Here is a 19,456-nt window from a genome sequence, read left to right as displayed (position 1 = left end):
CCGACCAGGAAGGCCGCGGCGTGCACGCGGGGCCGCCTGGCGCAGGCGACACGCGACCCCGCGTGCGGGTTCAGCGGGTGCCGGTCAGCCCGCGGCCTTCACGAGCTGGTCGCGGACGTTCGCCGGGAACCAGTCGTAGCCGTTGAGGAACGGGTCGGGCTTGATGAACTTGTCGGAGGACCAGACGATGTCGAACTGGTTGGCGGCGTTGATCCGGCCGATGTGACCCGGCTTCGAGATGTGGTGGTTCTCGCCGTCGAGGGTGACAGTGCCCTCCGGCGCCGCGAACGTGATGGTGTTCTTCTTCGCGGCGGCGTTCACCGCGTTGACGTCGAACGAGCCGGCCGCCTCGACGAGGGCCTTGTACAGGTACAGCGAGATGTAGGCGGCCTCCATCGGGTCGGACGTGACGCCGCTGCTCTTGGGGTAGGCCTTCCAGCTCTCGATGAACTTCGGGTTGGTGTCGCTCTTGAGTGACTGGAAGTAGTTCCAGGACGCGTAGTGGCCGGTGACCTCGTGGCCCATGGCCGGCGCCTCCTCCTCGGCGATCGACACCGAGATGATCGGCGTCGTCGCGGCGGTGAGGCCGGCGTCGTAGTAGGCCTTGATGAAGCCGACGTTCGACGAGCCGTTGATGGTGTTGAAGATGAAGTCGGGCTTGGCCGCCTTGATCTTCGCCACCTGCGTGGTCCAGTCGTCCTTGTCGAGCGGCACGTACTCCTCACCGACGATCTGGATGCCGAGCTTGGCCGCGTAGAGCTTGATGATCGCGTTCGCGGTGCGCGGGAAGACGTAGTCGCTGCCGGCGAGGAACAGCTTCTTCACGCCCTTGGAGGCGAGGAAGTCCATCGCCGGGATGATCTGCTGGTTCGTCGTCGCACCGGTGTAGTAGATGTTCGGCGACGCCTCCAGGCCCTCGTACTGCACGGGGTAGAAGAAGAGGCCGTTGTTCTTCTCGACGACCGGCTTGACGGCCTTGCGCGAGGACGAGGTCCAGCCGCCGAAGATCGCGCCGACGCAGTCCTGGGTCAGCAGCTTCTCGGTCTTCTCCGCGAAGGTGGGCCAGTCGGTGGCGCCGTCCTCCTGGACGTACTGGATCTTCTTGCCGAGGATGCCGCCGCCGGCGTTGATCTCGTCCGCGGCCATGTGCAGCACGTTGGAGACGGTCTTCTCGGAGATCGCCATCCCGCCGGTCAGGGAGTTGAGAAAGCCGAGTTTGATGGTACTGCCGGAAGTATCGACGCAGCTCGGCCCGGCCGACTTGCTACTGGCGGACGCTTCGTCGCCCGCGCGAGCGCCACAGCCGGCGAGCACGAGGGCGACGCTCGTTGCGAGGGCACCCGTGGCGACAAGCGTGCGCAGCCGTTTGCTGGTGATGGACATATGCGGCAACTCCGTTCCTGGTCAAGGAGGCGTGACGCCGGGTCCGCGCACGGCGAACGATGCCGTTCCCACGTCCCGGGCCGAACCGCCGGCGTCTCGGGCACCGCCCGGAACCGCCAACGAGATGCAGCCGGCTGCTGCAGGTGAGAGCAGATTGGTCCAGTGTCATTACTCTGACATTTCTCGACCGTTCCAACTATGTAACCGGAACCTGGCGAAGCCGCGCTGGCCTCGGCGAAGCACCGAAGATGTCAGAGGGGAGATGTCAGAGTTCTGCCGTGCGCGAGTCGCCAGTCAGAGCGATGGCATACTTTTGACACGCGGGCCGGCGCCGGCGCAGCGCGGGCGGAGCCGGCATCGGCCCCTGCCGCTAACGCCGTCGGGTCGGCGACGACCGCCGCCCTGGGCCTACTCGGCTTCCTCGTTGGGCAGCCGCACCGTGTCGAGCCAGAACTCGTTGATCCGCCGCACGACGCCGATGAACTCCTCATAGCCCTGGGGCTTGGTGATGTAGGCGTTGGCGTGCGTGTCGTAGCAGGCGAGGAGGTCCTCGACGGCGGCCGAGGTGGTCAGGACGACGACGGGGATGCTCGCCACTGTCGCGTCGTTCTTGATCTGGCGCAGGACCTGCCGGCCGTCGACCCGGGGCAGGTTCAGGTCCAGCAGGATGAAGTCCGGCCGCGGGGCGTCGGCGAAGTCGCCGCGCCGGTAGAGGAAGTCGAGGGCCTGTTCCCCGTCGCGGGCCACGTGCAGCTCACTGTCCAGGGCGTCGTCCTCGAACGCCTCCCGGGCCATGAGCTCGTCGCCGGGATCGTCCTCGACGAGCAGGATGTGCGCCGGCGCGGCACGGTGCAGGATCGGCATGGCGCGGTTCCCTCCGAAGGGTCCTGCGCCGGGGTCTCCCGATCGGCGAGGAAGCGGTCTGGCGGTAACTGTACGGCGCCGGACGGCGACTGCCTACGGGCCGCCGCCGTCACCCGTTCGGCGGCCGGACCCATCCGCCGACCTCAGCGACATGCTCGGCGGCGCGCCAATCGAGCCGTTTCGTGCCGTACACCGCCGGGTATTTCGACCGAGCTGTGCCGATGTGCGTGCGACAACGTGAGCTGAGGTGAGCGTGAACCTGGACGTCGATGTCCACACCGGACCGGCCGGGACGGCCACCGTTGTCGCCCGTGGCGACCTGGACTACAACACCGCTCCGGCGTTCCGCGCCGCCGTCACCGCGGCGCTGGCCGACCGCCCCACGACGCTGTGCCTGGACCTGGCCGCCCTCACGTTCATGGACTCCTCCGGCATCGTGGCCCTGCTCGCCGCCCACAGTGCCGCCGCCGCACTGGGCTGCGCGCTCGTGCTGGACGGGGTGACGCCCTGGCTGCGCACCCGGTTCGCCATCACCGGGCTCGACAAGGTCCTGAGCCTCGACGACCCGCCGCCGGCGCTCGCCTGACGCCCCACCCGACGCGGCCGGCGGCGGGACGTCCGACCCCCGGCCACCGCCGCGACACCGCGCTGACGGTCATCGCTTGGCCGCCCGGCCTATGGTGTGCGCATGAACAGGGTGTCGCGCGTGACTCCGGTGGTCCTGCTGCTCCTCGCCGTCGGCAGCGGCCTCCTGGGCTGGTACTTCGCCGACAAGGGGGAGCGGCTCGACCGGTTCGGCATCACCACCGGGGCGGTCGTGGCGGAGCAGGGCACGCCCGGCAAGCACGGCCACAGCACGAGGGTCACCTTCGTCACCGGCAAGGGCGAACGCCCCGAGGTGCCGTGCGACACCTGCACCAAGGACCTGCGCAAGGGCGAGCGCCTCGACATCCGCTACGACCCGCAGAACCCGTTCGACCCGGTCGAGCAGGCCGGCCACCCGGCCGGCCCGGAAGGTGCCCGGTTCTTCTGGATCGGCGCCGCCGCCCTGCTGGCCCTGGCTGTGCTGACGACCTGGCTGCGCATCCGGCAGACCCGGGCGGCCCGGCCGGCGTGACCGGCGCGCTGCCGGCGCTCCTCACGCTCGCAACCGCTGTCGTCAGGCGGCGATGAACGCGAGGCCGGTGATGCCGATCGAGTACAGCAGCAGCACGGCGATGGAGTCGACGCCCATGCGGGCGTACTGCCGTTGCGGGCGGAAGACCAGGCCGATCATGTACACGATGGTGAGGAGGCCGCCGAGTGCGGTGAGGTAGATGTCGCTGTGATGCGCACGGGGCAGCACCGCCTGCCCGGACAGGACGGTGGCGAACAGGAACAGCACGGGCAGAAAGGCGTTGCCGCCGAAGATGTCGCTGATGGCGAGCTGGTAGTCGCCGAGCCGCGTCGAGGTGAGGCCGGTCGACAGCTCCGGCAGTGCTGTCGCCGCAGCCAGGACCGTGGCCCCGAACAGCACGCCCGACATGCCGAACCGGCCGAACAGCTCCTCGCCGCTGCGTTCGATGAACACGCCGGCGACCAGGGTGACGGCCGCGGCGACGCCGAACACCAGCGCGGCCCGGCCGGTGCCGACGCCCCGCTGCGTCGCCTGCTGCTCCTTGGTGGTCTTCGAGTGACCTTTCGGCCTGTCCTGGCTGTCCGGGGCCGAACCGCCTTCGTGCCAGGGCAGGCCGTTGCCGGCGCGGCGCAGCAGGAGCAGCCCCAGCCCCCACAGCACGGCGATGAGTGCCGCGCCGGGGGTGAGCCGCACCGCGATGAGCGACGCCGGCAGCTGGGTGGACATGACCACGACCAGCAGCAGCGCGACGACCAGGGCCCCTTCCAGCAGCAGCGTGAGCGACGCGGCGAGGTACGTCAGGGGTTTGCGCGGCCGCACACCCGCGGCGTCCAGGACCACCAGCACGACGGTCTGCAGCGCGATGCCGCCGAGGATGTTGCCGACGGCCACGTCCAGTTGATGGGCGAGCGCCGCACCGGCGGTGATGGCGATCTCCGGCAGGTTCGTGGCGATGGCGAGCAGGATGACGCCGCCCAGCGCGCTGCCCAGGCGCAGTCGTTGGGAGAGCACGTCGGTGGTGTCGGACAGTGTGATTCCGGCGATCCAGATGGCCGCGGCGCAGCCGAGGAAGATCACCAGGAGCAGCCACGAGTTGAGGGAGCTCATCGGCGTCGACCTTCCGAGGCGGGGGCGGCCGGCGTGTCGAAGTCGGTACCCCAACCCAGTGACCAGCTCTGTTCGGGTACCTCTCCGGCGGCATCGGTGAAGGCACCCAGCGCGGCGAGCAGCGGGCCGCGGGCGTGGCCGGGCATGGCGTTGAGGATGCGGCTGATCTCCGCCCGGCGGACGATGGTGATCTGCTCCACCAGGCGTTGGCCGTCCTGGGTCAGCGAGACCCGCACGGCGCGGCGGTCGTCGTCGTCCCGGTCACGGCGCACGAGCCCGCGGCGTTGCAGCCGATCGCAGTTGCGTGTCGCGTTGGAGCTGTTGATGCCGAGGGTGTCCGCCAGGTCGGCGATGCGCTGGGGGCCCCGCGAGGCGAGGACGACCAGGGCCCGGTGCTGCGGCAGCGTGATCTCGGCGTCTCCGGCGGGCAGGGATCGGACCGCGACGGCCACCAGCACCCGGCTCGCGGTCAGGAACGCCTCGACGAGGCGATCGTCGGCTTCAGGTTCATGGGAGCGGGTCACGGTACTTCCATGCCCAGCGCATAGATGCGCTAAGCACGGGTATTGCCGATCGTGGTCCCGATGGCGCCAGGTGCGTGGTGGTGCGCGGCCGCCGGGCCGGTGCGCCGGCGCTCCACTGCACACCGGATGCCGGACGAGGAGAGGCGGAGGATCGACATGAGTGACCGGATCGCCGACATCTGGGGGCGGCGAACCCGGGGCTACGCGATCACGAGCTGCTGCGGCTGGCCCGCGACGCCGCCGGCGACATGCCGCGCCAGCCGGCCTGGCTCAACACCCGGATGAAGGCCGCCGCCCCTCAGGCGCTCATTCTGAATCCGCGTGGCAGGTAGGCCGGTCGACGGTGGCGCCCCCGAGCCGGGTGCGCCACCGTCCCACAGGGAGCCTGGTGTCGGCGCGATCGGCGCTCAGCCGTCGCACGCCAGGCGCCGACGCCCGGTCGTCACGCACGCGCTCCGGCCATCGCGGGGTGCAGGACGACCTTCGTCCAGCCCTCGTCGCGCCTGTCGAAGTGCTCGTAGGCGTCCGGTGCGCGGTCGAGGGGCAGCTCGTGGCTGACGATGAAGGACGGTTCGGCCTTGCCCGCGACGATGAGGTCGCGCAGCTGCCGGTTGTACTTCTTGACCGGGGCCTGGCCGCTGCCGATCTGCTGGCCCTTGAACCAGAACATGCCGTAGTCGAAGGCGAGCTTGCCGTGCTTCGCCAGCTCGTCGCTCGCTCCGGGGTCCTCGGGCACGAAGACGCCGACGTTGCCGATCTTCCCCGTGAAGCGCACGGAGGCGACAAGCCGGTTCATCGTCAGGTTGGGGTGCTCCTGGCCGTTGGGATCGTGTGCCTGGTAGCCGACGCATTCGCAGCCGTTGTCGGCGCCGAGCCCCATCGTCTGGTCGAGCACGGCCTGGACCGGGTCGGTCTTCGAGTCGTCGATGGCGATCGCGCCGATCGACTCGGCCAGGCGGAGCCGGTCGGGGTGCCTGTCGACGACCATCACCTTGCTCGCGCCGCGGATGGTCGCCGAGAGGGCGGCCATCAGCCCGACCGGCCCGGCGCCGTAGATGACGGTCTGGTCGCCGGGCTGTACGCCGGCCATCTCGGTGGCGTGGTAGCCGGTCGGGAAGATGTCGGCGAGCATGACGTAGTCGGTCTGGCGCTGCTCGGCGTCCTCGCCCAGCCGCAGGCAGTTGAAGTCGCCCCAGGGCACGCGCAGCAGCTCGGCCTGTCCGCCGCCGTACGGGCCCATGTCGGCGAAGCCGTAGGCGGCGCCGGCCATCTTCGGGTCCGGCTGGGCGGTCAGGCAGTAGTTCGTCAGCTGACGCTCACAGTTCTTGCAGTGCCCACACGCGATGTTGAACGGCAGCACGACCCAGTCGCCCTTGCGGATCTTGTCGACGCCGTCGCCGGTCTCGACCACCTGGCCGAGGTTCTCGTGCCCGAACCAGCGACCCGGCTCGAAGTCGGTCCGGCCCTCGTACATGTGCAGGTCCGAGCCGCAGATGTTCGCCGACGTGATCCGCACCAGCACGTCGGTCGGACGTTCGATCCGCGGGTCCGGCACATCCTTGACGCTCACCTGCCGCGGCCCCTCGTACACCACTGCCTTCATGACGTTTCCCCGTTCGTCGGTGCCCGTCCCGGCTCCGGACATGGGCCGAGATCTCCAGTACATACGCGCTTCGCGTCGTTGCGTGGCCGTACACTGTTGTGTGCAACCGGCCAGCCGCGGTCGCGACCTCCGCGGTCGGGCTGCGGTCCAATCGTCGCGCGGCCCGCCCTCGACAACCTGACCTGCCGCGAGTGAGGACGAGGAAACGCCTTCGGGCAGGACGGATTCCCACGGGCGTCCGGCGCAGCCGCCGCCGGAGCAGGAGCGGGCAAAAGGCCGGGGTCCGTGACGTGTCGTCGCACGGATGCCGGGTAGCTGCGTCGCATGCGTAGACTCCAAGTCCGGCCGCTCCCGGCCGCCGTCGCCCTGGCCGCTGTGGGAGCCGGTGCGATCGCGGGCAGCGCCGCGGTCGCCAGGCGGCGCCGGACCACCGGGCCCGACCGCTGGCACAGCGTCACCATCAACTGCTCGCCCGATCAGCTCGATCCGCTGCCACCGCCGCTGGCCGATCTCGGCTTCCCGGTGGAGGTCCGCGTCCAGCCGGCGCCGGGGGATCGGGGTACGGAGCTGGCGGCCCGGGTCGCGGCCGCCGCCGATCCCGAGCGCGTGCGGCGGCTGCGAGCGGCGCTGCGCGAGGCGCGGTCGATTGTCGAGGTCGGTGAGGTGCTCAAGCCGGACGCACCGGCGACCACCAGGCCGACGCTGCGCTCCGCGCCGCTGGCGTACGCGACGAAGCACGGACGTGAGGAGGGCCGGTTGTGAGGGCGTTGGTGTGGCAGGGCGTGAACAAGGTAGGCGTCGAGACGGTGCCGGACCCGCAGATCCGCAACAGCGGCGACGTGATCCTGAAGGTCGGCCGGACGGTGACGTGCGGCTCGGATCTGCACCTGCTGGGCGGGTACATCCCGTTCATGCGTCAGGGCGACGTCCTCGGCCACGAGTTCCTCGGTGAGGTCGTCGAGGTCGGGCCGGGCGTGCGCAGGCACAGCGTCGGCGACCGGGTGGTCGTGTCGTCGTTCATCGCGTGCGGGCAGTGCTGGTACTGCCGCCGCGAGGAGTACTCGCTGTGCGACAACGGCAATACCAACCCGGACATCACCGAGTCGCTGTGGGGTGCGGCGCCGGGCGGGTGCTTCGGGTACTCCCACGCGATGGGCGGCAACGCCGGCAGCCATGCCGAGTACATCCGGGTGCCGTTCGCCGACGTCGGGGCGTTCGCCGTGCCCGAGGCGGTAAGTGACGAGCGGGCCCTGTTCGCGTCCGACTCGGCCGCGACCGGCTGGATGGGCGCGGACCTCGGCGGTGTGCGCCCCGGCGACGTCGTGGCGGTCTGGGGAGCCGGTGCCGTCGGCCAGATGGCCGCCCGCGCCTCGATGCTGCTGGGCGCGGCGGAAGTCATCGTCATCGACCGGTTCGACTACCGCCTCGACATGGCCCGCCGGCACATCGGCGCCGAGACGCTCGACTACACGGCCGTCGACGTGGGAGCCGAACTGCTCGAGCGCACCGGCGGCCGCGGCCCGGACGTGTGCATCGAGGCGGTCGGCATGGAGGCGCACACGCCCGGCCCGCAGCATGTGTACGACAAGACGAAGCAGCAGCTGCGACTCGAGACCGACCGCCCGGCCGCCGTGCGCTCGGCGATCTACAACTGCCGCAAGGGCGGCAGCGTCTTCGTGCTCGGCGTGTTCGCCGGGTTCGTGGACAAGTTTCCGCTCGGTGCGCTGATGAACAAGGGACTGACGGTGCGGGGGGCGCAGATGCACGGTCAGCGGTACATCCCCATGCTCCTGGACCGCATGGCGAAGGACGAGCTCACGACCGAGCACCTGGCGACCCACACCATGCCGCTGGAGCAGGGCCAGACCGGGTACGACATCTTCAAGCGCAAGGAGGACGGCTGCGTCCGGACCGTCTTCGTGCCGTGACGGCCGCTCACCCGGAGCGGGTGATCCGGCCCCGCTCGCCATGAGTCGACGATTGTCGTGCCGACGACACGGCACGCGGCGACGGTTGCGGGCAACGCTGCGGGTGGCTTGCCGAGCTGCTATCGGGTGGTGGACATGAACATGCTGGTCGAGACACCTGACCGCGTCGGCGGTTATCCGAGCCTGGATGACACCCAGGTCGCGGCGCTGTCCGCGGAAGGCCGGCGGCACCGGACCCGGGCGGGTGAGGTACTCGTCCACGCCGGCGAGGAGCACTACGACTTCATCGCGGTGCTCGCCGGCACGGTGTCCGAGGTCGACGGGTCCGGCGACGACGAACGCTCCGTCGCCGTCCACGGACCCACCCGGTTCCTGGGAGAGTTGAGCCTGATCACCGGCCAGGCGGCCGCTCGTACCTTGCGGGTGCGTGAGCCCGGCGAGGTGCTCAGGGTGCCCGTGGACCGTCTCAAGTCCGTTGTCGAGCGGAACCCGGCCCTGGGCGACCTGATCCTGAAGGCGTACCTGAGCCGCCGTGTGCTGCTCATGGGCCGGGTCGGCGGCCTGCGGCTCATCGGATCCCGGTTCTCGCTCGACAGCCGGCGGCTGCGCGACTTCGTCGCCTGCAACCACATCGCGTGCCAGTGGGTCGATCTGGAGCGGGATCCGGATGCCGAGGCGCTCCTGTGCGGCCTGCACGTCCGGCCCGAGCAGACGCCGGTGGTGATCGGCCCGGCGGGGCAGGTGCTGCACAACCCGAGCGACGCGGAGATCGCCCGGGCGGTGGGCCTACCCGCACCCGGACCCGCACCCGGACCCGCACCCGGACCCGCACCCGCGCCCGCACCCGCGTCCGGCGTCGCGGTGTGCGACCTGGCCGTCGTCGGGGCGGGCGCGGCCGGCCTCGCCGCCGCCGTCTACGGCGCCTCGGAGGGGCTGGTGACGGTCACCCTCGACGAGTTCGCCTGCGGCGGCCAGGCCGGGCGATCCTCGCGGATGGAGGACTATCCGGGCTTCCCGGCCGGGATCTCCGGCGGGGAGCTGACCGCGCGGGCGGTCGTGCAGGCCTGTCAACTCGGTGCCACCTTCAACATGCCGGCTCGCGCGTGCGGGCTGCGGGAACGGGAAGGCAACTACGTCGTCGAGCTCCACGACGGCGGCGAGGTGACGGCCCGGGCCGTCCTGATCGCCACCGGCGCCCGGTACCACAAGCTCGACGCTGCGGGCTTCAGCACGTTCGAGGCGAGCAGCGTCTACTACGCGGCGACCCGGTCGGAGGCACTGTGCTGCCGCGACGAACCGGTCGCGGTCGTGGGCGGCGGCAACCCGGCCGGCGAGGCAGCGCTGTTCCTGGCGAGGTACACGCCTGTCGTGCACCTGCTGGCCCGCCGCGACCTCGCGGAGACCATGTCGCGTTACCTGGTCGACCGGATCGCCGTGACGCCGAACATCGAGACGCACACCGGCACCGAGGTGCGCGAACTGCTGGGCGGGGAGCGCCTCGAAACGGTCGTGATCCAGGACAGGGGCACCGGGCGGCGCCATGCACTCCCGGCCCGTGCGCTGTTCGTCTTCATCGGTGCGCAGCCGTGCACCGGCTGGCTCGCCGGCAAGGTCGCCACCGACGAGGACGGCTTCATCCTCACGGGCCCGGACGCCGACGAGTCGGGTCAGCCGGGACGGCCGTTACTGCAGACCAGCCTGCCCGGGGTGTTCGCCGCCGGCGACGTGCGCAGCGGGTCGATCAAGCGGCTCACCTCGGCGGCGGCCGAAGGTGTCGCGGCAGTGCAACTGGTCTGGACGTATCTGCAGACCACCGGCCGTGCCGTCGGCGACGGCACGTAGCCGCGGAGCCCTGCGGCCGGGGCCGGCCCGGCGGACGCGCGGTGCGATCGTCGCCGAAGCCGCCGCGGACGCCGAACGCTCAAGCCGGCCGGCTTCGGCGCCCACGCGCCGGCACTGACATCGGCACCACCGAAGGGGCCGGGCCGGCGGTCATCCGGGTGTAGGGAAGTGCACTGCCCCGGCCCGCACGATGCTTGGGGAAAGGCGCAATTCGTACTCCGAAAGGAACCGACGATGACACTCGCACCCTTCTCCTCCCGGCAGCGCCGCGGCGGCTCGGCGGCCGGAGCGCCGGTGTACCGCTGGGACCCGCGCCGCGAGGTGGACGAGCTCAACAGCAGGTTCGGTCAGCTCATCCAGTCGCTCATCAGTGGTGAGGCCGGGATCGGTGGGCCGGCCGGTTGGTCGCCGCCGGTCGACGTGGAGGAGACCGAGGACGCCTACGTCGTCGACGTCGATCTGCCCAACGTGAACCCGGATGACATCACCCTCGAGATGCGCGGCGAGGAGCTGCGGATCTCCGGCGCCTTCGAGGAGCGTGGCCGCGGCGGCGTCGTGCGTCGTCAGGGACGCCAGACCGGCGAGTTCGAGTACATGATCGACCTGCCCGGTGACATCGACAGCGACCGGGTGCAGGCCGCCTACCGCAACGGCGTGCTCACGGTCACGGTGCCCAAGGCCAGGGACGCGCAGCCGCGCCGGATCGAGATCCAGGCGCAGGACGACAGGCAGCCCGGCCGAGGCGCCCAGGATCGGCAGCAGGCGGCGCAGGGCGAGAGGCAGTCCGGCCGGCCCGCCCCGGATCAGCAGCAGGCGGCGCAGAGCACGGGCCGGCAGTCCGGCTCGCCGCAGTCCGGCTCGCCGCAGTCCGGCTCGCCGCAGTCCGGCTCGCCGCAGTCCGGCGGCCAGCCGCGAGGCGGGCCGAACCCGGGCCAGCGGAGCTGACCGGAGGGTGGCGGTGCGGACGTCAGCGGTATTGAGGAAGGGAGCTGGTCATGGCCAGGGCCGTAGGGATCGATCTGGGCACGACCAATTCGGTGATCGCCGCGTTCGAGGGCGGCCAGCCGACAGTCATACCGAACGCGGAGGGCAGCCGGACCACACCGTCGGTGGTGGCCTACACCGACACGGGTGAGCGGCTTGTCGGCCAGCTGGCCAGGCGGCAGTCGGTGCTCAACCCCAAGGGCACCGTGTACTCCGCGAAGCGCTTCATCGGCCGGAAGTTCGACGAGATCACCGAAGAGGCCAAGACCGTCACGTACGACGTCGTGCCCGGGCCCGACGGGATGGTCCGGTTCGACGTGCGAGGCAAGCGGATCTCGCCGGAGGAGGTCTCCGCGCAGATCCTGCGCAAGCTCGCCGACGACGCCGCGAAGTACCTCGGCGAGAAGGTCACCGAGGCGGTCATCACCGTTCCGGCGTACTTCAACGACGCCCAGCGCCAGGCCACGAAGGACGCCGGCCGGATCGCGGGCCTCGAGGTGCTGCGGATCATCAACGAGCCCACCGCGGCCGCCCTCGCTTACGGCCTGGACAAGCAGGGTCACGAGACGGTGCTCGTGTTCGACCTGGGCGGCGGCACGTTCGACGTGAGCATCCTCGACGTCGGTGACGGCGTCGTCGAGGTCCGCTCCACGTCCGGTGACACGCACCTGGGCGGCGACAACTTCGACCATCGGCTCGTCGATTACCTCGCCGACGAGTTCCGCAAGGAGCAGGGCATCGACCTGCGCCAGGACCCGCAGGCGCTGCAGCGGCTCACCGAGGCCGCCGAGCGGGCCAAGATCGAGCTGTCGTCGGTGGCGCAGACCCAGGTGAACCTGCCGTTCATCACCGCCGACGCGGCCGGCCCGAAGCACCTCACGGCGACGGTGACCCGCGCGACGTTCGAAGAGCTCACCCACGACCTGCTGGAGCGCACCAACGGCCCGGTGCGCCAGGCGATGCGCGACGCCGGCGTCGAGGCCGACGACCTCGACGAGGTGATCCTCGTCGGCGGCGCGACCCGGATGCCGGCCGTGCAGGACCTCGTGCGCCGGCTCACCGGCGGCAAGGACCCCAACATGACGGTGAACCCGGACGAGGTCGTCGCGTTGGGCGCGGCGATCCAGGCCGGCGTGCTCAAGGGCGACGTCCGTGACGTCGTGCTGCTCGACGTCACCCCGCTGTCGCTCGGCGTGGAGACGCTCGGCGGGCTGATGACGAAGGTCATCGAGCGCAACACCACGATCCCGACCCGCCGCACCGAGACGTTCTCCACCGCGGATGACAACCAGCCGGCCGTGGACGTGGTGGTGCTGCAGGGCGAGCGGGAGCGCGCCGCCGACAACCGGGTCCTGGGGCGGATGCGGCTGGAGAACATTCGCCCCGCGCCGCGCGGCGAACCGCAGATCGAGGTCACCTACGACATCGACGCCAACGGCATCCTCAACGTGTCTGCCAAGGACCAGGACACCGGCGCCGAGCAGACGATCACCGTCACTGAGAGCGGCACGCTGGACAAGGGCGAGGTCGAGCGGATGGTGCGCGAAGCCGAGCAGCACCGCGCCGCGGACCAGCAGGTGCGTCAGGAGATCGGCGCCCGCAACGAGCTCGACAGCGTCGCGCACCAGGTGCAACGCCGCCTCGGCGAACTCGGCGAGCAGGTCCCCGAACATGAGCGGGCCCGGGCCGAGATGCTCGTGCAGGAAGCCCGGCAGGCCGTCGACGAGCAGGCACCGCCGGACCGGGTGCAGCACCTCACCAACGAGCTCCGGCAGATCCTGTTCGCCCTGCAGTCCGCGGCCCAGCAGCGAGCCGGTCAGGGGCAGGAGGCAGGCGAGGAGGCCGGGCGGCCCGCCGGATCAGCGGCGGACGACGAGGTCATCGACGCCGACTTCAGCGGAGGGTGAGCCATGGCCGAGCGCAACGGCGACGGGCCCCGCGCCGCCACCGATGACCCGGCGCGACAGGCGGACGGGCCCGGGACCGCGGCGGCGGGGCCGGAGGACCCCGCGCTCGCCGAGGTGCGGGACCGGGCCCAGCGGGCGATCGCCGACGCCGACAACGCCCGCAAGCGGGCCGAGCGGACGACGGCCGAGCGGGTGGCCGCGGAGCGGCAGCGGGTCGCCGCGGCGTGGCTGCCCGTGCTGGACAGCCTCGACCTCGCGCTGCACCACGCCGGCGCCGATCCCGAGGCGATCGTGCAGGGCGTGGCCCAGGTCCGCGACCAGGCGACAGACGTCCTGGCCCGCCTGGGCTTCGGCCCGGTCGGTGCGATAGGTGAGCCGTTCGACCCGACCCGGCACGAGGCGGCCGAGGCGGTCGAGGAGCCGAGCGTCCCACCCGGCACTGTCGTGCGGGTGATCCGTCCGGGCTACGGCGGTGACACGCTCCTGCTGCGCCCGGCCGTCGTGGCCGTGGCCCGCGCCGGCCGCCCTGAGGAGCGCTCCGACGGGCCCGACCCGGATCGGGAATCCGATGGCGGCTGACCGGCGCGACTTCTACGAGATCCTCGGCGTCGCACGGACCGCGACGCCGGAGGAGATCCAGCGCGCATACCGCACGCTGGCTCGGCGCAACCATCCGGACGTCAACAAGGAGCCCGGGGCCGAGGACCGGTTCAAGGACGTCACCGAGGCCTACGACGTGCTGTCGGACCCGAAAAGCCGCCGCAAGTACGACCGGTTCGGCTCGCGATGGCGGCAGGTACCCGACGACATCGATGAGCGCGCCGGGGCGCGGCAGCGCGCGTCGGCCGGAGCCGGGCCTCCCGGCCAGGGCGCCGGCTTCGGCGGTCGCGGCGGCCGCGGCGGCCTCGGGGAGGAGGTCGACCTCGAGGACCTGCTCGGCAGCATCTTCGGCGGGGGACAGGGCCGGGGCGGCGACCGTTTCGGACGGGGGCCGGTGCCCGGCGCCGACACCGAGGCCGAGATCACCATCAGCGTCGAGGACGCCTACCACGGCGGCCGCCGCCGCGTCACGCTGCCCGGCGGCCCCGGCGGCCGCACCCGCGAGTACGAGGTCACCATCCCGCCCGGGGTCACCGAGGGGCAGCGGATCCGGCTCGCGGGCCAGGGCTCCGGCGGCGCCCGCGGCGGACCGGCCGGCGACCTGTACCTGGTGGTGCACATCGCGCCGCACCCCCGGTACAAGCTCAGCGGGCGTGACATCAACGTCGAAACCCCGGTGACGCCGTGGGAGGCCGAGCTCGGCGCCACGGTGCCGATCGAGACGCCCGGCGGCACCCTGCGGGTCGACATCCCGCCGGGCACCTCGTCGGGGCGGCGGCTGCGGCTGCGCGGCCGGGGCCTGCCGAACCCGCGCGGCACGCCCGGCGACCTCTACGCCGAAGTCAGGATCATGGTGCCGCCGAAGCCGAGCGACGCCGAACGGCGACTGTTCGAGGAACTGGCGACGGTGTCGTCGTACAACCCGCGAGGTGACCGATGACGTACGCCCTGATGCGCCGCCCCTACCTGTCCGCGGACGCGTTCGCGGCCGCCGCCGGGCTGCACCCGGACCTGATCGCCCGGCTGGTCGCGCTCGGCCTGCTGGAGCCGCACATCGACGAGCGCGGCGACCGCTGCTTCGCTCGCACCCAGCTCGTCCAGGTCGCCCGCGTCCGCCGGCTGCACGCCGGACTGCCGCTCAACTACGCGGCCGTCGGCATCGTGCTCGACCTGCTCGCCCGCATCGACGAACTCGAGGCGCAACTCCGGAGGCGGCCATGGACCTGAACCGGCTCACCGAGAAGTCCCAACAGGCGCTGCAGGCCGCCCAGGCGGCAGCCAGGCGGCACGGCCACCCCGACGCCGACGGCGAGCACCTCCTCGTCGGCCTGCTTGACGATCCGGACGGTGTCGCGGTGCGGCTGCTCACCGGCCTGGGCGTCGACATCGAACAGCTGCGCGACCGCGTCGAACGTGACCTGCGGCGCCGCCCGAGTGTGACAGGGCCCGGAGCCCAGGCCGGCCAGGTGACAGTCACCCGCCGGCTCGCCGCTGCCCTCGACGCCGCCGAACGCGAGGCCGCCCGGCTCAAGGACGAGTACGTCTCCGTCGAGCACCTGCTCCTGGCGCTCGTCGACGAGGGCGTCTCCACCGACGCGGGCCGGGCACTGCACGACCTCGGCGTCACCCGGGAGCGGCTGCTCAACCAGCTCACCGAGGTGCGGGGGGCGCAGCGGGTCACCTCCGCGAACCCGGAGGCCGCCTACGAGGCGCTCTCGAAGTACGGCCGGGACCTCGTCGCCGACGCCCGCGCCGGCCGGCTCGACCCGGTCATCGGCCGCGACGAGGAGATCCGCCGCGTCGTGCAGATCGTGTCGCGCAAGACGAAGAACAACCCGGTCCTCATCGGCGATCCGGGGGTCGGCAAGACCGCGATCGTCGAGGGGCTCGCGCAGCGGATCGTCGACAACGACGTTCCGGAGGGCCTGCGCGACAAGACGATCTTCGCGCTGGACATGGGCTCCCTGGTGGCCGGGGCGAAGTACCGCGGCGAGTTCGAGGAGCGGCTCAAGGCCGTGCTCGCCGAGGTGACCGCCGCGCAGGGCCGGATCCTGCTGTTCGTCGACGAGCTGCACACCGTGCTGGGCGCCGGCGCGGCCGAGGGGTCGATGGACGCCGGGAACATGCTCAAGCCGATGCTCGCCCGGGGCGAGCTGCGCATGATCGGGGCGACCACCCTCGACGAGTACCGCCGGCACATCGAGAAGGACGCCGCGTTCGAACGCCGGGTCCAGCCCATCCTGGTGCCGGAGCCCGGCCCGGACGACGCGGTCACCATCCTGCGCGGGCTGCGGGAGCGCCTCGAGGTGTTCCACGGCGTGCGCATCCAGGACGGCGCGCTCATCGCCGCCGTCCAGCTGTCCCACCGGTACATCGCCGACCGATTCCTGCCGGACAAGGCGATCGACCTCGTCGACGAGGCCTGCGCGATGCTGCGAACCGAGATCGACTCGCAGCCGGCCGAGCTCGACGAGGCGGCCCGGCGCCTGCTGCGGCTGGAGATGGAGGAGGCCGCGCTGTCGAAGGAGGACGATCCGGCGAGCACCGCCCGGCTTGACCAGATCCGGCGGGAGATCGCCGACCTGCGCGGCGAGGTCGACGCGATGCGCGCCCAGTGGAACGCCGAACGCCAGGCGATCCGCAAGGTGCAGGCGCTGCGTGAGGAGGCTGAGCGGGTGCGGCGGGAGGCCGAGGCGGCCGAGCGCAGCTACGACCTGGACCGGGCCGCGGAGCTGCGGCTGGGCCGGCTGCCGGAGCTGGAGCGGCGGCTGCACGCCGAGGAGGAGCGGCTCACCGCCAAGCAGGGCGGGCACCGGCTGCTGCGTGAGGTCGTCACGCCCGACGAGATCGCGGGGATCGTGGCCCGCTGGACCGGCATCCCCGTCTCCCGGCTGCTGGAGGGCGAGCGGGACAAGCTGCTGCGCCTGGAGGACATCCTGCACGAGCGGGTCGTAGGCCAGGACGAGGCCGTCCAGGTCGTTGCCGACGCTGTCATCGACGCCCGCTCCGGTATCAAGGACCCGCGCCGCCCGATCGGCTCGTTCCTGTTCCTGGGCCCCACCGGCGTCGGCAAGACGGAGCTGGCCAAGACCCTTGCCGCAGCGCTGTTCGACACCGAGGACAACATGGTGCGGCTCGACATGAGCGAGTACCAGGAACGGCACACCGTGTCCCGGCTCGTCGGGGCGCCGCCCGGCTACGTCGGCTACGAGGAGGGCGGACAGCTGACCGAGGCGGTGCGCCGCAAGCCCTACTCGGTAGTCCTGCTCGACGAGATCGAGAAGGCCCATCCCGACGTGTTCAACACCCTGCTGCAGCTGCTCGACGACGGGCGGCTCACCGACGCGCAGGGGCGCACCGTCGACTTCCGCAACACGGTGGTCATCATGACGAGCAACCTCGGATCGCAGCACCTCCTGGCGGGTGTCACCCCGGACGGGCGGCTCACCGACGAGGCCCGCGCGGCGGTCATGACGGCGCTGCGCGAGTACTTCCGCCCGGAGTTCCTCAACCGCATCGACGAGACGGTGCTCTTCAAGCCCCTGACCCTGCCGGAGATCGAGCGGGTGGTCGACCTGCTGCTCGACGACCTGCGCCGCCGCCTCGCCGACCGGCGGATCACCGTCCGGGTCACCGAGGCGGCCCGGCGCTTCATCGCCGAGGCCGGGTTCGATCCGGTGTTCGGCGCCCGCCCGCTGCGCCGCTTCCTGCAGCGCGAGGTCGAGACCCGCATCGCCCGCACCCTGCTGGCCGGCGACGTCCTCGACGGCGCGACCATCACCGTCGACCGCGGGCCCGAGGGCATCGACATCGACTGGACCGACGAGCGGGCGACGGCCTCGGCGACCACCTGACCGCCCGGCTCGCGCCGGGCGGTGACGACGCTGTGTCCGCGTCGCCGTACGGCAGATCGGGAGGTGGGCACCGTGGTTGAGCGCTGGTATCGCAACGCCGTCATCTACAGCCTCGACGTGCGAACCTTCCAGGACTCCAACGGCGACGGCATCGGCGACCTGCAGGGCCTGGTCAGCCGGATGGACTACCTGAGCCGGCTCGGGGCGACCGCCCTGTGGCTCGGGCCGATCCACCCCAGCCCGGGCCGTGACGGCGGCTACGACGTCACCGACCACTACGACGTCGAATCCGCGCTGGGCAGCCTCGGCGACTTCGCGCAGTTCATGAACGTCGCCGACGAGCGGGGCCTGCGCGTGATGCTGGACCTGGTGGTGAACCACACGAGCGACGAGCACCCGTGGTTCGTCTCCGCGCGATCCGACCCGCGCTCACCGTTCCGCGACTGGTACGTGTGGTCGGAGCAGGAGCCGCCGGACCGCAGCGAGGGCATGGTGTTCCCGGGCGTGCAGCGGGAGACGTGGACGTACTGCGATCAGGCCAGCGCGTGGTACCACCACCGCTTCTACGACTTCGAGCCCGACCTGAACATCCGCAACCGCGAGGTCCAGAACGAGATCTGCAAGATCGTCGCGTTCTGGGAGCGGCTCGGGGTGAGCGGCTTCCGGGTCGACGCGGCGCCGTTCGTCATCGAACGCACCGCGCCGGGCGTCGATCCCGGCGACCGCGACTACGGGTTCCTCACCGAGCTGCGCGAGCAGGTGTCCTGGCAGCGCGGCGACGCGGTGTTCCTGGCCGAGGCGAACGTGCCCAACGAGGAGCAGCGGCTGTTCTTCGGCGACGCCGACGGCGCCGCGAACCGCCTGCAGATGCTGTTCGCGTTCCGGCTCAACCAGGCACTCATGCTCGCCCTGGCCCGGCACGACCCGCAGCCGGTGATAGCGGCGTTGCGCAAGCTGTCGTCCCTGCCCCGCCACGGGCAGTCGGCCACGTTCCTGCGCAATCACGACGAGGTCGACCTGTCCGGCCTCACCGACGAGGAGCGGGCCGACGTCTTCACCGCGTTCGGCCCGGACCGCCGCCACCGGCTCTACGAGCGCGGCATCCGGCGCCGGCTCGCGCCGATGCTCGGCGACGAGCGGTGGCTGCGGATGGCCTACAGCCTGCAGTTCACGATGCCCGGCACGCCGGTGCTGCGCTACGGCGACGAGCTCGGCATGGGCGAGGACCTCAGCCTGCCCGAGCGTGAGGCGATCCGCACCCCGATGCAGTGGTCGGCCACGCCCAACGCCGGGTTCTCCACCGCCGCGCCGGACGCGCTCATCCGGCCCGTCGTGCAGGCCGGGCCCTTCGGGTACGAGCGGGTCAATGCGACGGACCAGGGTCGCGAGGCCGACTCGCTGCTGCTGTGGTTCGAGCGGATGCTGCACACGCTGCGCGAGTGCGAGGAGATCGGGACCGGTGAGCACGTCGTCGTGCCGGTGGGCACGCCGTGCATCATGGTGCACCGCGCGCAGGCGTCCAGCGGCTCGATCATGTTCGTGCACAACCTCGGCGAGCGGCCGGCGAAGGTGTGCCTGCGGCTGCAGACCGACGAGGACGAGCTGCCGGTGGAGGTGTTCAGCGACCGGGAGTACCCGCTGCGCGACCTGACGGAGCTGGAGGTCGACGGGTACGGGTACCGCTGGATTCGGCTGCGCCGCAGTCGCGGGTGACGCCTCCCCGCCCTCCGCGGTGCAGCGAGG

At 71.5% G+C, this 19,456-nt stretch carries 17 protein-coding genes; 12 read left to right on the top strand and 5 right to left on the bottom strand.

Going from position 1 to position 19,456, the window contains the following annotated elements; genetic code table 11:
- Positions 1 to 84: 84 nt before the first annotated feature.
- Both urtA and Dvina_RS38100 read right to left on the bottom strand, forming a co-directional pair.
- Complete coding sequence (gene urtA, locus Dvina_RS38105) at positions 85 to 1,383, bottom strand: urea ABC transporter substrate-binding protein (RefSeq protein WP_223094493.1); 1,299 nt, start codon at positions 1,381 to 1,383, stop codon at positions 85 to 87.
- Positions 1,384 to 1,791: 408 nt separating this feature from the next.
- Positions 1,792 to 2,247, bottom strand: a complete 456-nt coding sequence (locus Dvina_RS38100; protein WP_223094491.1) for a response regulator — start codon at positions 2,245 to 2,247, stop codon at positions 1,792 to 1,794.
- Positions 2,248 to 2,494: 247 nt separating this feature from the next.
- Between Dvina_RS38100 and Dvina_RS38095 the strand changes: the two genes are divergently transcribed.
- Together Dvina_RS38095 and Dvina_RS38090 are read left to right on the top strand one after the other, a co-directional pair.
- Positions 2,495 to 2,833: an STAS domain-containing protein gene (locus Dvina_RS38095; RefSeq protein WP_223094489.1), complete on the top strand. Its 339-nt coding sequence runs from the start codon at positions 2,495 to 2,497 to the stop codon at positions 2,831 to 2,833.
- 102 nt (positions 2,834 to 2,935) lie between these two features.
- Entirely contained in the window at positions 2,936 to 3,364 is a 429-nt protein-coding gene (locus tag Dvina_RS38090; RefSeq protein WP_223094487.1) for a DUF3592 domain-containing protein, read from the top strand.
- Positions 3,365 to 3,406: 42 nt separating this feature from the next.
- Here Dvina_RS38090 and Dvina_RS38085 read toward each other — a convergent pair whose 3' ends face one another.
- The 3 genes from Dvina_RS38085 to Dvina_RS38075 all read right to left on the bottom strand — a co-directional run bounded on the left by Dvina_RS38085 (position 3,407) and on the right by Dvina_RS38075 (position 6,598).
- The gene (locus tag Dvina_RS38085) at positions 3,407 to 4,471 is read right to left on the bottom strand and encodes a sodium:calcium antiporter (RefSeq protein WP_223094485.1); all 1,065 of its coding nucleotides are present in this window, start codon (positions 4,469 to 4,471) and stop codon (positions 3,407 to 3,409) included.
- Positions 4,468 to 4,995 carry a MarR family winged helix-turn-helix transcriptional regulator gene (locus tag Dvina_RS38080; RefSeq protein WP_223094483.1) on the bottom strand — a complete coding sequence of 176 codons (528 nt, stop codon included), beginning with the start codon at positions 4,993 to 4,995 and terminating at the stop codon, positions 4,468 to 4,470. The genes Dvina_RS38085 and Dvina_RS38080 overlap by 4 nt, the downstream gene beginning before the upstream one ends.
- A gap of 442 nt (positions 4,996 to 5,437) precedes the next feature.
- Positions 5,438 to 6,598 carry a glutathione-independent formaldehyde dehydrogenase gene (locus Dvina_RS38075; RefSeq protein WP_223094481.1) on the bottom strand — a complete coding sequence of 387 codons (1,161 nt, stop codon included), beginning with the start codon at positions 6,596 to 6,598 and terminating at the stop codon, positions 5,438 to 5,440.
- A 324-nt stretch (positions 6,599 to 6,922) separates the two neighbouring features.
- Here Dvina_RS38075 and Dvina_RS38070 point away from each other — a divergent pair, with 324 nt between their 5' ends.
- The 10 genes from Dvina_RS38070 to Dvina_RS38025 all read left to right on the top strand — a co-directional run bounded on the left by Dvina_RS38070 (position 6,923) and on the right by Dvina_RS38025 (position 19,426).
- A complete protein-coding gene (locus Dvina_RS38070; protein WP_223094479.1) occupies positions 6,923 to 7,360 on the top strand; it encodes a hypothetical protein in 438 nt (145 codons plus the stop codon).
- The gene (locus tag Dvina_RS38065) at positions 7,357 to 8,526 is read left to right on the top strand and encodes a zinc-dependent alcohol dehydrogenase (protein WP_223094477.1); all 1,170 of its coding nucleotides are present in this window, start codon (positions 7,357 to 7,359) and stop codon (positions 8,524 to 8,526) included. Before Dvina_RS38070 ends, Dvina_RS38065 begins: the two co-directional genes overlap by 4 nt.
- A 135-nt stretch (positions 8,527 to 8,661) precedes the next feature.
- The gene (locus Dvina_RS38060) at positions 8,662 to 10,368 is read left to right on the top strand and encodes an FAD-dependent oxidoreductase (RefSeq protein ID WP_223094475.1); all 1,707 of its coding nucleotides are present in this window, start codon (positions 8,662 to 8,664) and stop codon (positions 10,366 to 10,368) included.
- 234 nt (positions 10,369 to 10,602) lie between these two features.
- The gene (locus Dvina_RS38055) at positions 10,603 to 11,313 is read left to right on the top strand and encodes an Hsp20/alpha crystallin family protein (protein ID WP_223094473.1); all 711 of its coding nucleotides are present in this window, start codon (positions 10,603 to 10,605) and stop codon (positions 11,311 to 11,313) included.
- 50 nt (positions 11,314 to 11,363) lie between these two features.
- Positions 11,364 to 13,259 (top strand): molecular chaperone DnaK, encoded by a 1,896-nt coding sequence (gene dnaK, locus Dvina_RS38050; RefSeq protein ID WP_223094471.1) that lies wholly within the window; start codon positions 11,364 to 11,366, stop codon positions 13,257 to 13,259.
- A 3-nt stretch (positions 13,260 to 13,262) separates the two neighbouring features.
- Positions 13,263 to 13,838 carry a nucleotide exchange factor GrpE gene (locus tag Dvina_RS38045; protein WP_223094469.1) on the top strand — a complete coding sequence of 192 codons (576 nt, stop codon included), beginning with the start codon at positions 13,263 to 13,265 and terminating at the stop codon, positions 13,836 to 13,838.
- Positions 13,828 to 14,799, top strand: a complete 972-nt coding sequence (locus Dvina_RS55395; protein ID WP_223094467.1) for a DnaJ C-terminal domain-containing protein — start codon at positions 13,828 to 13,830, stop codon at positions 14,797 to 14,799. Before Dvina_RS38045 ends, Dvina_RS55395 begins: the two co-directional genes overlap by 11 nt.
- Complete coding sequence (locus tag Dvina_RS38035; RefSeq protein ID WP_246655588.1) at positions 14,796 to 15,086, top strand: chaperone modulator CbpM; 291 nt, start codon at positions 14,796 to 14,798, stop codon at positions 15,084 to 15,086. The genes Dvina_RS55395 and Dvina_RS38035 overlap by 4 nt, the downstream gene beginning before the upstream one ends.
- Positions 15,077 to 17,713: an ATP-dependent chaperone ClpB gene (gene clpB / locus Dvina_RS38030; RefSeq protein ID WP_223094465.1), complete on the top strand. Its 2,637-nt coding sequence runs from the start codon at positions 15,077 to 15,079 to the stop codon at positions 17,711 to 17,713. Before Dvina_RS38035 ends, clpB begins: the two co-directional genes overlap by 10 nt.
- Positions 17,714 to 17,785: 72 nt before the next feature.
- On the top strand, positions 17,786 to 19,426 hold the full coding sequence (locus tag Dvina_RS38025; RefSeq protein ID WP_223094463.1) for an alpha-amylase family protein: 1,641 nt from the start codon (positions 17,786 to 17,788) through the stop codon (positions 19,424 to 19,426).
- Positions 19,427 to 19,456: the final 30 nt, after the last annotated feature.

The organism is Dactylosporangium vinaceum (genome assembly GCF_019904175.1).
In the GTDB taxonomy this organism is placed as follows: Bacteria; Actinomycetota; Actinomycetes; order Mycobacteriales; family Micromonosporaceae; genus Dactylosporangium; species Dactylosporangium vinaceum.
This window is presented reverse-complemented; position numbering and strand designations above follow the sequence as displayed.

Excerpts from the sequence above, each read along its gene's own strand:
- clpB (WP_223094465.1), top strand. The coding sequence starts at position 15,077 with ATGGACCTGAACCGGCTCACCGAGAAGTCCCAACAGGCGCTGCAGGCC.
- Dvina_RS38060 (WP_223094475.1), top strand. The coding sequence starts at position 8,662 with ATGAACATGCTGGTCGAGACACCTGACCGCGTCGGCGGTTATCCGAGC.
- Dvina_RS55395 (WP_223094467.1), top strand. The coding sequence starts at position 13,828 with ATGGCGGCTGACCGGCGCGACTTCTACGAGATCCTCGGCGTCGCACGG.
- Dvina_RS38055 (WP_223094473.1), top strand. The coding sequence starts at position 10,603 with ATGACACTCGCACCCTTCTCCTCCCGGCAGCGCCGCGGCGGCTCGGCG.
- Dvina_RS38035 (WP_246655588.1), top strand. The coding sequence starts at position 14,796 with ATGACGTACGCCCTGATGCGCCGCCCCTACCTGTCCGCGGACGCGTTC.
- Dvina_RS38085 (WP_223094485.1), bottom strand. The coding sequence starts at position 4,471 with ATGAGCTCCCTCAACTCGTGGCTGCTCCTGGTGATCTTCCTCGGCTGC.
- Dvina_RS38090 (WP_223094487.1), top strand. The coding sequence starts at position 2,936 with ATGAACAGGGTGTCGCGCGTGACTCCGGTGGTCCTGCTGCTCCTCGCC.
- Dvina_RS38070 (WP_223094479.1), top strand. The coding sequence starts at position 6,923 with ATGCGTAGACTCCAAGTCCGGCCGCTCCCGGCCGCCGTCGCCCTGGCC.
- Dvina_RS38075 (WP_223094481.1), bottom strand. The coding sequence starts at position 6,598 with ATGAAGGCAGTGGTGTACGAGGGGCCGCGGCAGGTGAGCGTCAAGGAT.
- urtA (WP_223094493.1), bottom strand. The coding sequence starts at position 1,383 with ATGTCCATCACCAGCAAACGGCTGCGCACGCTTGTCGCCACGGGTGCC.
- dnaK (WP_223094471.1), top strand. The coding sequence starts at position 11,364 with ATGGCCAGGGCCGTAGGGATCGATCTGGGCACGACCAATTCGGTGATC.
- Dvina_RS38045 (WP_223094469.1), top strand. The coding sequence starts at position 13,263 with ATGGCCGAGCGCAACGGCGACGGGCCCCGCGCCGCCACCGATGACCCG.
- Dvina_RS38100 (WP_223094491.1), bottom strand. The coding sequence starts at position 2,247 with ATGCCGATCCTGCACCGTGCCGCGCCGGCGCACATCCTGCTCGTCGAG.